This window comes from Mesorhizobium humile (assembly GCF_033977215.1).
GTDB lineage: Bacteria > Pseudomonadota > Alphaproteobacteria > Rhizobiales > Rhizobiaceae > Mesorhizobium > Mesorhizobium humile.
Genome location: NZ_JAVIIV010000022.1, coordinates 42,375 through 54,379, shown reverse-complemented (window position 1 = coordinate 54,379; position 12,005 = coordinate 42,375). Strand labels below are relative to the sequence as shown.

The following is a 12,005-nucleotide window of genomic DNA, read 5'->3' as shown; positions in this document are numbered from 1 at the left end:
CAGCTTGTAGCGACATGCATTCCTTGCAGGGGCTCGAGCTTCCCCTGCCGCCAACAACGCCGGTAGCCAATTGCTAATGTTGCGACGAGAATCTGCTTGTCAGGGCGGCGGCGGTTAAATCTTAATGCGCTTTGCGGTAGTAAGGGCGGGGTCAGTTATTTCCGCGCGTATTTTTATTCGCGGTCTTACAAGGGAGGCATCATGCCGGAGGGGAATTTCCTTAAAAGGGTTGTCGGCGAGCTCGAAACGCCGCGCACCAAGCGACCGTTCGGCTCCGGTTGGCTGTCCGGCTCGATCGCATTGCTCGCCGGTATCACCGCCCTCCTGATGGTCATCGTGTTGCGCTACCCGACGCTGACCTCGATGCCGGACCTGGCGCCCATCCACCAGATGCTGTTCTTCAAGCCGGTCCTCTATTTCGTGCTTATCTCCGGCTACATCCTGGCCATCCTGAGCATGATGCTGCGCAGGGAAAAGACGCTCGGCGCGGCGGCGATGGTCACCGTGCTCCTGGCCTCGCTCATCGGCATGCTGCCGGCGCGTCACGAGCTGCGGATCGAAGGGGTCTTCTTCGGCCTCGACTTCTTCATCCTGAACGCCCTGTTCATGGGGGTCCTGTTCGTTCCGCTGGAGCGCATTTTCGCCCGCAACAGGGCTCAGACAGTGTTCCGCGACGAATGGCGCGAAGACCTGTTCTACTATCTGGTCTCGTCGCTGCTGGTGCAGATACTGACCTACCTGACGCTCGCGCCGTCCAATTTCGTCAACGCGCAAGGCGGCCTCGGTTCGGTGCGTGCCTGGGTCCACGACCTGCCCTGGATCGTGCAACTGCTGGCGGTGATGTTCCTGACCGATCTTGCCCAATATTGGGTGCATAGGGCTTTCCATCGCATCCCGTTCCTGTGGAATTTCCATGCCGTGCATCATTCGGCCAAGTCGATGGACTGGATTGCCGGCGCGCGGATGCATTTCCTGGAAATCATCGTGCTGCGCAGCCTGACGGCCACGCCGATGTTCGTGCTCGGCTTCGATGAATCGGCGATCCAGACCTATATCCTGATCGTCTACGTCTATTCGTCCTTCATCCATTCCAACATCGGAACCAGTTTCGGCCCGGTCGAAAAGGTGCTGGTGTCGCCGCGCTTCCATCACTGGCATCACGGCCTCGAGAAGGAGGCGATCGACGTCAACTTCGCCATCCATTTCCCGTTACTCGATCGGCTGTTCGGCACCTATCACCTGCCCGAGGGACGCTGGCCAAAGGGCTATGGCATTCATGGCCATCCGGTGCCGAAAGGATATTGGCGGCAATTCCTCTATCCGTTCCGGCGCGCGTAGAAGCTCGAAAACAAATATTCAGAGTCGGCGGGACAGCACCCCCCTGTCCTGCCGGACATCTCCCCCGCAAGGGGGAGATCAGATGTCGCGCCGGCCTTCGCCGATCGCCAACGTTGCAAGGCCGGGCGAAGCGCCGAAACTGCCAATCTCCCCCCTTGCGGGGGAGATGGCCGGCAGGCCAGAGGGGGGTTGGCGGGAACTCGGCAGTCGATCCTATCGAGAGCCGCCCTTGTTCGGCAGAACGCTCAAGCCGTCTTCGCCGCCACGGTCTCGCTGAGCCAGGTGCCGATCTTGGCGCCGAGGCGGTCGGGCGAGACCGGCTTCGGCAGATAGTCGTCCATGCCGGCTTCGATGCATTTTTCGCGGTCGCCCTTGAGCGCATGCGCGGTGACGCCGATGATCGGCGTGCGATTGCCGTTCTGCTGTTCGATCGCACGGATGGCGCGGGTCGCCTCATAGCCGTTCATCTCCGGCATGGAGACGTCCATCAGCACCAGGCGGGGGCGCAGCGAGCGGTACATCTCGACCGCGGTACGGCCATTGCCGGCGATGCGGTAGCTGAGACCGAAACCGTTGAGGATCTGGCCGAAGACCAGCTGGTTCACGTCATTGTCCTCGGCGATCAGGATGTCGATCGGGCCGCTCGGCGCCGCCGTCGATTCCAGCGCTGCGGGCGTGGGCACCGCCGGGCCGCGGATAACGGTGAATGCCGGCGGGGCCGCGTGGGCCGCGACCGGCTCGCGCACGAAATGCGCCTTCGCGCCCTGCGTGCGCGCCTTCTGGATGGCGGAGATCACCGTGCCCAGCAGCACCGCCGAGCGCGCCGGCTTGGTGAGATGCGCGACGATGCCGAAATCGATCACCATCCTGCCGAAATCGACCTGGTCGACCGAGGTCAGCAGCACCACCGGGATGGAGGAGAGGCGGCTGTCGGCGGCGATGGCTCTGGCGACATCGGCGCCGTTCATGCCGGGCATCTGGTAATCGAGGATGATGCAGTCGACAGAGGCGCCGAGCTGGCAGGCGCGGTCGAGGAAGGCGAGGCCGACCGCGCCGCTTTCGGCGGCCGCGCAGTCGAAGCTCCAGCTTCTGAGCTGCTCCAGAAGAATGTCGCGGTTGACCGGATTGTCGTCGATGACGAGCACCCGGGCGCCGGTGACGTCGACCGGAACGAGCTCGTCGCGCGACTGCTGGTCGTGCGCCGGCAGCGGCACGGCGAACCAGAAGACGGAACCGCGGCCGATCTCGCTTTCGACGCCGATCTTGCCGCCCATCAGGTCGACAAGCCGCGCGCCGATGGCCAGGCCAAGCCCGGTGCCTTCGTGGCGGCGAGTCGAGGAGCCGTCGACCTGGGCGAATTTCTCGAACACGCTTTGCAGTTTCTCGGCGGGAATGCCGATGCCGGTGTCCTCGACGCGGACCTTGAGCTGGACCACGCCGTCGACGACGTCGCCGCCGACATCGACCAGCACATGGCCCTTCTCGGTGAACTTGACGGCGTTGCCGAGCAGGTTGGTGACGATCTGGCGGAAGCGCCCGGCATCGCCGACGACGAAGGCCGGCAGGCGCGGATCGACGCGCACGATGAGCTCGAGGTTCTTTTCGGCGACACGTGCCGACACCAGCGTCGCCACGTCCTCGACCGCTTCCGCCAGGCGGAAGGGGGCGGGGTCGAGCGTCAGCTGGCCGGCATTGATCTTCGAGAAATCGAGGATGTCGTTGATGATGGTGAGCAGCGCGTTGCCGGATTTGACGATGACGTCGGTGAAAGTCTTCTGGCGCGGCGTCAGCTCCGTCTTGGCAAGCAGCTCGGCCATGCCGAGCACGCCGTTCATCGGCGTGCGGATCTCATGGCTCATATTGGCGAGGAATTCGGACTTGGCGCGATCGGCGGCCTCGGCCTTGAACAAGGATGCGGCGGTCTCGGCGAAGGCGCGCCGGATCGCATTCTCCATCGGCCGGAAGATCAGAGCCGCCGCGATGGCGAGCACGGCGAACAAAAGGCCGCTCGCCCATAGCAGCAGCCGGTCGTTTGAAGCATCGGCGAGGCGGCGCTCCTCGTCGAATGCGGTGCGCACCTTCACCAGCATCGGCTGAGCGAAGAGGTCGTTCTGGTTGCGGATCTCGCGGTAGCTCCACTCGTCGACCTTCTGGGCGACCGCCATCAGGTTGAAGTTGCGCACCATATCGCGCGCCGACCAGAACAGGTCGTCATTGACCGAGGCGGTGTCCAATGCGTTGAGAGTGTTCTTCGACAGGCGCGGCCTTATCGCGGCAAGCTGGGCGTTCAGGATGCCGATCTCGGCCATCAGGCGTTCGGAATGGCCGCGCGCGGCGGTCGCCAACGCGTCGCGTGTCTCGCTGCGCCAGGCGGTGCCGGTCGTCTCGGCGAAATTGGTGGCGTTGCGGAGGTCGCGGGCAAAGATGACGAAATTGCCGCTGAGGGCATCGACCTCGTGACGGTACGAATTCACACGGTTGAGCGCGAACATGACGGCGGCCGAGGCCAGCGCGAAGACAAGCAGTCCCGAAATGTAGCGGATCCGGATCGACCGGATGAAGGAAGAATATTCCGGCATGCGCAACCCCAACCCATACGCACAATTTTAATGGTCGGGATTACGCTTGATTTACATTAAGATTTCGTTGGTGGGCGGGCCCCTTGATTTCGGCAAGACGCGTGCGGTGCCTCCGCATCGGCCGGGCTGACGAAGGGATTCAATTTCCGGCCAGAGGAAACTCGTTTGCGATAGTGACGTGGTGGTGGATTCGGCCTTCGAAATACTTGGCCAATACCGCCTCGGTCGCGGCCCGCGATTCGGCGCGGGCCGGGCTCGCGAGCGCCGCTTCGACCGCGGCCATGTCGCGGTAGTTGATTGCCAGGATCATCGGGTATTCCGGTGCGCCGTCGTCGCGCTTCTCGGCAAAGCTGACGCGCACGTCGAGCGCGCCGGGGAACGCCTTCCATTTCGGCAGAACGGTCCTGATCACGTCCTCGCGGAACGCTTGGGTCTGGCCGTCCTTCACCTTGCCTTCAAACAGCGCATAGCGTGTGATCATGTCCCGGGCTCCTCGTCCTTGCGTCGGAAAAATTCCATCAGTGCGGCCTGATCCTCGCCACCAAGTCCGGCGGCCGTCAGCAGCCGGTGCACCTCGGCGCAGACGGCCGTCAGCGGCATTGCGGTGTGCGTGCGCCGCGCCAGATCCTGCGCGGCGTTGAGATCCTTCACCATGTTGTCGATGCGGCCGGTGCGCCGGTAGTCGCGGGTGGCGAAGCGCGGCAGGTATTCCTGCAAGATCGCGCTGTCGGCGCGGCCGCCCTTCAGCGCCTGAGGGATCTTGAGCGCGTCCACGCCGGCGTCGAGCGCCAGCCGCGTCGCTTCAGCCACGGCCATGAAGTTCAGAGCGCACAGCACCTGGTTGATCAGCTTGGTCGTCTGGCCCGCGCCGGCCGGGCCCATATGGGTGTAGTTGGTAGCGACGTCGCGCAGCAGCTCGTGAGCATCCGCGACGTCGTCCGGCTCACCGCCCGCCATCAGCGTCAGCTCGCCGACGAGCGCCTTCGGCGCACCGCCGGAAAGCGGGCTGTCGACCCAGCGCAATCCCTTGTCGCGGGCGTCGGCCGCCAGCTGGCGGGTCGCTTCGGGGTCGATCGACGACATGTCGATGAGCAGCGTGCCAGGTCTTGCCCCGGCCGCGACGCCACCGTCGCCGAACACGGCGCGACGCACGATCGCCGCCGAATTGAGGCTGAGGATGACGTAGTCCGCTGCGCCAGCTGCCTCGGCCGCGCTGGGCGCGGCGCTGGCGCCTTTGGCGACCAGCGTCTCCACCTTGGCCTTGTCGAGATCGAACACGAAGAGGGCGTTGCCGGTGGCAAGCAGGCGTTCGCCGATCGCTCCGCCCATGGCGCCGGCGCCGATCAGTGCGACTATGCGGGTCATGACTGTCGCTCCTCAAATGTGGCTGTTATGTCCGAGACGATCTTGTCCAGCGGCGCGTCGATCGCCACCACCACTGCGTTCTCGTCCTTTCCCGGCACTTCCAGCGTCGCGAATTGGCTGTAGAGCAGGCTGGTCGGCATGAAGTGGCCGGTGCGCTCGCGCATGCGCCGGGAAATCAGGTCGCGCGACCCATCGAGATAGATGAACAGCACGGGCGCGCCGGCCTGTTCGGCGACGAAATCGCGATACGCGCGCTTCAGCGCCGAGCAGCCGACTATGATCGGCGTGCTCTCCTGCCTCAGCGTTTCGCCGACTTTTGCCAGCCACGGCCACCTGTCGGCGTCGTCGAGCGGAATGCCCGCGCTCATCTTGGCGATGTTGGCCTCGGGGTGCAGCTTGTCGCCATCCACATATGTTGCGTGGATCGCATGGGCCAGCGCCTCGCCGACCGTCGTCTTGCCCGAACCGGTGACGCCCATGACGACCATGCGCGGTGGCGGGTCAGATCGAAGCTGTGATGCCGCCATCGACATAGAGGACATGACCGTTGACAAAAGAGGAGGCGTCGGACGCCAGGAAGATGCAGGCGCCGACCAGTTCTTCGACCTTGCCCCACCGGCCGGCAGGCGTGCGCTTTTCGAGCCAGGCGCTGAAGGCCGGGTCGGCGACGAGGGCTGCGTTGAGCGGCGTGTCGAAATAGCCGGGCGCGATCGCGTTGCATTGCAGGCCGTGCCGGGCCCAATCGGTCGCCATGCCCTTGGTCAGGTTGCCGACCGCGCCCTTGGTCGCCGTGTAGGGCGCGATGCCGGGGCGGGCGAGTGCAGTCTGCACGCTGGCGATGTTGATGATCTTGCCGTGGCCGCGCCTGATCATGTGGCGCGCGACGGCTTGGCCGACATGGAAGACGCTGGCGACGTTGGTTTGCAACAGGCGCTCGAACGCATCGGCGGGGAAATCCTCGAGCGGCGTGCGGAACTGCATACCGGCATTGTTGACAAGGATGTCGATCGGCCCGTGGGCCTGCTCGAAAGCATCGATCGCGGCGCGCACGGCGCCGTGGTCGGTCGCATCGAAGGCGAGCGTCGCGGCGCCGGGAATCTGCGCAGCCGCGGCGCCGAGCTTTGCCTCGTCGCGGCCGTTGAGCACCACTTTGGCGCCTGCTTCGGCCAGCCCTCTGGCCAAGGCAAATCCAATGCCTTGCGAAGAGCCGGTGACGAGCGCGGTGCGCCCGGTGAGATCGAACAAGGTGGACGACATTTTCCCGATTGCCTCTCGTCGCTGCCCGCTTTATGTTATCGATAACATCTGCTGTCAAGTCAAGTGGAGCAAAACCGATGCAGCGGCCTCACATCCTTCAGGTTGGACCCTATCCCGAATGGGACGAGGAGTTGCTCAACGAAGCCTTCGTGGTGCATCGCTATTTCGCGGCGGACGACAAGCCGTCCTTTCTCACCGAGGTCGGGCCGCACGTGCGCGCCATCGCCACGCGCGGCGAGCTCGGCGCCAGCCGCGCCATGATCGAGGCTTGCCCGGCGCTCGAGGTCGTCTCCGTCTACGGCGTCGGTTTCGACGCGGTCGATCTCGCGGCGTGCCGGGAGCGCGGTGTGCGTGTCACCAATACCCCGGACGTGCTGACCAACGACGTCGCCGATCTCGGCATCGCCATGATGCTGTGCCTGTCGCGCGGCATGATCGGCGCCGAGCGCTGGGTGCGTGACGGCAGTTGGGCGGCCAAGGGCCTCTACCCGCTCAAGCGCCGCGTCTGGGGTCGGCGGGCCGGTGTGCTGGGCCTCGGCCGTATCGGCTATGAGGTGGCCAAGCGTCTCGCCGGCTTCGGTATGGACATCGCCTACAGCGACGTTGCGCCGAAGGATTTCGCCGCGGATTGGACGTTCGTCGCCGACCCCATCGCGCTGGCCCGTCGTTCGGATTTCCTGTTCGTCACGCTCGCCGCGTCGGCCGCCACGCGCCGCATCGTCGACAAGGATGTGATCGCGGCGCTCGGCGAGGACGGCATGCTGATCAACATTTCGCGCGCTTCCAACATCGACGAGGACGCGCTGCTCGACGCGCTCGAAAAGAAGGTGCTGGGGTCCGCCGCGCTCGACGTCTTCGAAGGCGAACCGAAGCTCAATCCGCGGTTCCTGGCGCTCGACAATGTGCTTCTGCAGCCGCACCACGCGTCGGGCACCATCGAAACGCGCAAAGCGATGGGCAAGCTGGTGCGCGACAACCTTGCTGCTCATTTTGCCGGCCAGCCGCTGCTGACGCCGGTGCTCTGAAACTGTTTCGCGCAATTTTTCACGGGAAGCCGTTGCTTGCCTGAACCGCAAGAGGAGTTCGCCTGCCATGAAGTCGATCGTCATACACGCCGCCAAGGACCTGCGCATCGAGGACCACCCGGTCGAGGAGCCAGGTCCAGGCCAGGTGCTGCTCCGTCTTGCCGCCGGCGGCATCTGCGGCAGCGACCTGCACTATTACAATCATGGCGGCTTCGGAACGGTGCGTCTGAAGGAGCCGATGATCCTTGGCCACGAAGTCTCCGGCGTGATCGAGAAGCTCGGGCCGGGTGTCGGTGGACTGGAAGCGGGACAACTCGTCGCCGTCTCGCCGTCGCGGCCCTGCTACAGCTGCCGTTACTGCCGCGAAGGCATGCACAACCAGTGCCTCAACATGCGCTTCTATGGCAGCGCCATGCCGTTTCCGCATATCCAGGGCGCGTTCCGTGAAATGCTGGTGGCGGACGCAATGCAATGCGTGCCGGCCGACGGGTTGAGCGCAGGGGAAGCCGCGATGGCCGAACCGCTGGCGGTTTGTCTGCACGCAACGCGTCGGGCCGGAGAGATGCTTGGCAAGCGGGTGCTGGTCACAGGCTGCGGACCGATCGGCCTGCTGTCGATCATCAGCGCGCGGCGCGCCGGCGCCGCCGAAATCGTCGCCGTCGACATCGCCGATTTCACGCTGTCGATGGCGATGCGCGTCGGCGCCGACAGGACAATCAACACCCGAAGCGACCCGGAGGGGTTGGCGCCCTATTTTGCAGACAAGGGAAGCTTCGACATCCTTTATGAATGCTCTGGCGCCGCGGCGGCGCTGGCGCAAGGCATTGCGGCGCTGCGCCCGCGCGGCGCCATCGTCCAACTCGGCCTCGGCGGTGCCGAGATGGCGCTGCCGATGACGGCGATCACCACCAAGGAACTGTCGATCAACGGCTCGTTCCGCTTCCATGCCGAATTCGCCGTCGGGGTCGAATTGATGCGCAAGGGGCTGATCGACGTGAAGCCGCTGATCACCCACACCGTGGCCTGCGACGAGGTTCTATCGGGCTTCGATCTCGCCAATGACCGCAGCCGAGCGATGAAGGTTCAGATCGCCTTCGCATAAGCCGCGAGGGCGCGTTGCATTCCGTTGTGATATCGATAACGTACGGATATGCAATCTTCGCCAAAACGCCCGACCATGGCCGATGTAGCGCATCGCGCCAATGTCTCGACGATGACGGTGTCGCGTGCCTTCAAGCGCGACGCCTCGGTCAGCGCCGACACGCGCGACCGGATACTCAAGGCGGCGGAGGAGCTCGGCTACGTCTTTGACAGCATCGCCGCAAATCTGTCGTCGCGGCGCTCCGGTTTCGTGGCGGCGACGATCCCCTCGATCAACAACGCCAATTTCGCCGACACCGTGCGTGGCATGACCGAGGGCCTGCGCGACAGCGGGCTGGAGATCCTGCTCGGCTTCACCGACTACAATGTCGAGGAGGAAGAGCGTCTGGTCGGTCAGCTGCTGCAGCGACGGCCGGAAGCAATCATCGTCACCGGCGGCCGGCATACGCCGCGCTGCCGCAAGATGCTGACCAATGCCGGCGTCCCGGTGGTGGAGACCTGGGACCTGCCGGCCGATCCGATCGGCCATGTCGTCGGCTTCTCCAACGCGGACGCCGGGCGCTTGATGGTCGATCATTTCGTCAAACGCGGCTACTTGAGGCTCGGTTTCATCGGCGGCGACACCTCGCGCGACACGCGCGGCCTGGACCGGAGGCGCGGCTTCGTCGCCGCATTGCAGGACCGCGGCCTCGATGCTTTGCGCGTCATCGCTTCCGGCGTGCCGCCGATCTCGATGCGCGAGGGTGCTGCCGCCATGATCGAGATGATCTCGCGCTGGCCCGACACACAGGCGGTGATGTGCGTGTCGGACCTTTCCGCCTTCGGCGCGCTGATGGAGTGCGTACGGCGCGGCATCCGCGTTCCCGATGACGTCGCGATCGCCGGCTTCGGCGCCTATGACCTTGCCGAGCAGTCGGTGCCCTCGATCACGACGATCGACGTCGGGGCGCACGAGATCGGCATCCGCGTCGCCGAACTGGTGCTCGACCTGCTCAACGGGCGGCGAGCGCCCGACGACCGGGTCGTCCTCGGCATGACGCCCAAGGTGATCGTTCGCCAGACGGCCTGATCGGTTCGGAGAAAACAAACGGCCGGCGGGATGATCGCCGGCGGCTTGCCTATCCTGATCCTGTAGTGCTTACTTGCCCCAGACCTTCTTGTACTCGTCGCGGTAGCCGTTACCGGGATCGAAACGGTTGTCCGGGCCGCCGTCGAATTCGACATTGTCCGACGTCACCACATGCAGCGGCGAGATGTAGCCCGACCACTTCTCGCCGGCCATGGCGCGGTTGAGCTCGTCGACGAGCTGCCAGCCCTGAAGGTTCAACGGTTCGGCCACCGTCACCTTCTGGAACTGGCTCGAGCGGATGCGCTGGTAGGCCGATTCCGAGCCGTCGCCCGCCGCCACGTTGATCGGCGCGTCGGTGCCGGACTTGCCGGCCGCCGCCAGCGACGGTCCCATGAAGTCGAAATAGAGATCGTTGATCGCCAGGGAGTGGGTCCACGCATCGCCGTATTTCTGCAGCAGCGACGTGGTGAGCTGCGGCATGCGCTGTGAGGTCTCGGCAATCGGCGTATCGACATATTCGAGCACCTTGCCTCCGAGATCCTCGATCTCCTTCTTCATCCGGTCCGCCTTGGCGATGGCGATCTGGTAGGTGGAATCAGTGAAGATGATGACGCCGGGCTTGCCCTTGGCGTCGACGAAGGCCCAGTCGGCGGCCGCCTTCGACACTTCCATCGGATCGGTCGAGACATTGGCGACGATGCCGAGATCGTCGATGGGCCCGACCGTCGGCGCGGCATGCCATGCCACCATGGGGATCTTGGCGGCCTTGGCCTGTTCCATCGCCGGCTTCTGCTCGACCGCGTCGAAGCCGTTGATGATGATGCCGTCGGGATTGAGCGCCAGCGCCTGGCCGAAGGCCGCCGTGCGGCCGCCGATGGAGCCTGCGCCATCAAGGGTCTTGACCGTCCATCCAAGTGCCGCCGCGGCTTCCTCCACACCCTTGGTGACGCCGAGGATGCCGCCATTCTTCATGTCGGCGCCGAGCACGACGATGGTCTTGCCGGCAGCGCCCTTCGGTCCTGTCGTCGGGCCGTCCCACTTCTCGACCTTGCTGGCGTATTTGTCGACGACGGCCTTGGCGGCGGCCATGGGGTCGGCCAGGGTCGGCGAGGCGATGCCAAACGCCAGGCAGGCGACGCCAAGCTGGAGGAATGTTCTGCGCTGCATATCGTTTCTCCCATTAAGCATTGTCGGTTGTCTTTGTTGGTTGGCTGGCGGGTGGTTGATCGGTGGCTGCTCGGGGCGGCACGACCGCGCCGCGGCGGCGCTGCGCGTAGCCGGCGATGCCGATCGCCACGAGCAGGGTGACGCCGTTGAACAGCGGCTCGACCCAGAACGAGCCGCCGAACTGCTGGATGCCGGAAATGCCGACCGCAAGGATGACGACGCCGACGATCGTGCCCCAGACATTGACCCGACCGGGCTTGATGGTGGTCGATCCGAGGAAGGCGCCGACCAGCGCCGGCAGGAGGTATTCGAGGCCGACGCTGGCTTGGCCGATCCGCAGCTTCGAGGCGAGCAGCACGCCGCCGAGCGCGGTCAGTGCGCCGGAGGCGACGAAGGCGCCCATGACGAATTTCTGCACCGGAATGCCGTTGAGCGCGGCCGCCTTCGGGTTGGCGCCGATGGCGTAGAGGTAGCGGCCGATCGGCAGATATTCGAGCACCAGCCACATCGCCAGCGCCAGGATAATCACGTAGTAGCCGGTGATCGGCAGGCCGAACAGCATCGTGCCGTTGAGGGCAAGGAAGCCGTCAGGCAGCACGCCGACGACTTGGCGGCCGCCGGTGTACCACATGGCTAAAGCATAGAGCACGGTGCCGGTGCCGAGCGTTGCGATGAAGGAATCGATGCGCGCCACCTCGACCAGCAGGCCGTTGATGAAACCGGTGAGGACGCCGAGCGCGACGACGATCAGCACCGCGATCGGCCACGGAATGCCGAAGGCGGTCTGCAGGCTGATCGCAAGGATGTGCCACAGCACGATGCCGTAGCCGACGGTGAGGTCGATGCGGCCCGCGGCCATCGGGATCATGGCGGCCAGCGACAGGATGGCGATGATCGCCTTGTCGGAGACGATCGAGCGCAGGTTGAGCAGCGTCGGAAACGTTCGCGGCAGGAGCAGCGAGAACAGCACGATCAGAAGCAGCATCAGGATCGGCAGGCCGTAGACCGGCAGATAGCGCGCCGCCTTCTGGGCAGGGCTCAATCCGGAGAGTTCCGAACGGGTCGGCTCCAGCGCCGTCGACTTGATCGAGTTCATGGATTCTC

The 12,005-nt window shown here is 64.9% G+C and carries 11 protein-coding genes; 4 read left to right on the top strand and 7 right to left on the bottom strand.

Annotation, left to right across the window (positions count from 1 at the left end):
- Positions 1–201: 201 nt before the first annotated feature.
- Positions 202–1,338 (top strand): sterol desaturase family protein, encoded by a 1,137-nt coding sequence (locus RFM52_RS26585; protein ID WP_320296504.1) that lies wholly within the window; start codon positions 202–204, stop codon positions 1,336–1,338.
- A 245-nt stretch (positions 1,339–1,583) separates the two neighbouring features.
- Here RFM52_RS26585 and RFM52_RS26580 read toward each other — a convergent pair whose 3' ends face one another.
- The 5 genes from RFM52_RS26580 to RFM52_RS26560 form a co-directional block, all read right to left on the bottom strand.
- Complete coding sequence (locus tag RFM52_RS26580; RefSeq protein WP_320296505.1) at positions 1,584–3,917, bottom strand: response regulator; 2,334 nt, start codon at positions 3,915–3,917, stop codon at positions 1,584–1,586.
- A 139-nt stretch (positions 3,918–4,056) separates the two neighbouring features.
- Positions 4,057–4,398, bottom strand: coding sequence for a hypothetical protein (locus RFM52_RS26575; RefSeq protein WP_320296506.1), 342 nt, complete (start codon positions 4,396–4,398; stop codon positions 4,057–4,059).
- Positions 4,395–5,282, bottom strand: coding sequence for an NAD(P)-dependent oxidoreductase (locus RFM52_RS26570; RefSeq protein ID WP_320296507.1), 888 nt, complete (start codon positions 5,280–5,282; stop codon positions 4,395–4,397). Before RFM52_RS26570 ends, RFM52_RS26575 begins: the two co-directional genes overlap by 4 nt.
- On the bottom strand, positions 5,279–5,770 hold the full coding sequence (locus tag RFM52_RS26565; protein ID WP_320296508.1) for a gluconokinase: 492 nt from the start codon (positions 5,768–5,770) through the stop codon (positions 5,279–5,281). The genes RFM52_RS26570 and RFM52_RS26565 overlap by 4 nt, the downstream gene beginning before the upstream one ends.
- 13 nt (positions 5,771–5,783) lie before the next feature.
- Positions 5,784–6,539 carry an SDR family oxidoreductase gene (locus RFM52_RS26560; protein WP_320296509.1) on the bottom strand — a complete coding sequence of 252 codons (756 nt, stop codon included), beginning with the start codon at positions 6,537–6,539 and terminating at the stop codon, positions 5,784–5,786.
- Between the two features lie 77 nt (positions 6,540–6,616).
- Here RFM52_RS26560 and RFM52_RS26555 point away from each other — a divergent pair, with 77 nt between their 5' ends.
- The 3 genes from RFM52_RS26555 to RFM52_RS26545 all read left to right on the top strand — a co-directional run bounded on the left by RFM52_RS26555 (position 6,617) and on the right by RFM52_RS26545 (position 9,734).
- A complete protein-coding gene (locus tag RFM52_RS26555; RefSeq protein ID WP_320296510.1) occupies positions 6,617–7,564 on the top strand; it encodes a 2-hydroxyacid dehydrogenase in 948 nt (315 codons plus the stop codon).
- A gap of 67 nt (positions 7,565–7,631) precedes the next feature.
- Positions 7,632–8,666, top strand: coding sequence for an L-idonate 5-dehydrogenase (locus RFM52_RS26550; RefSeq protein WP_320296511.1), 1,035 nt, complete (start codon positions 7,632–7,634; stop codon positions 8,664–8,666).
- Positions 8,667–8,741: 75 nt separating this feature from the next.
- Positions 8,742–9,734: a LacI family DNA-binding transcriptional regulator gene (locus RFM52_RS26545; RefSeq protein ID WP_320296512.1), complete on the top strand. Its 993-nt coding sequence runs from the start codon at positions 8,742–8,744 to the stop codon at positions 9,732–9,734.
- A gap of 69 nt (positions 9,735–9,803) precedes the next feature.
- Here the strand turns inward: RFM52_RS26545 and RFM52_RS26540 are convergent, their stop codons facing one another.
- On the bottom strand, positions 9,804–10,901 hold the full coding sequence (locus RFM52_RS26540) for an ABC transporter substrate-binding protein (protein ID WP_320296513.1): 1,098 nt from the start codon (positions 10,899–10,901) through the stop codon (positions 9,804–9,806).
- Between the two features lie 13 nt (positions 10,902–10,914).
- Positions 10,915–11,997, bottom strand: coding sequence for an ABC transporter permease (locus tag RFM52_RS26535; protein WP_320296514.1), 1,083 nt, complete (start codon positions 11,995–11,997; stop codon positions 10,915–10,917).
- Positions 11,998–12,005 lie beyond the last annotated feature (8 nt).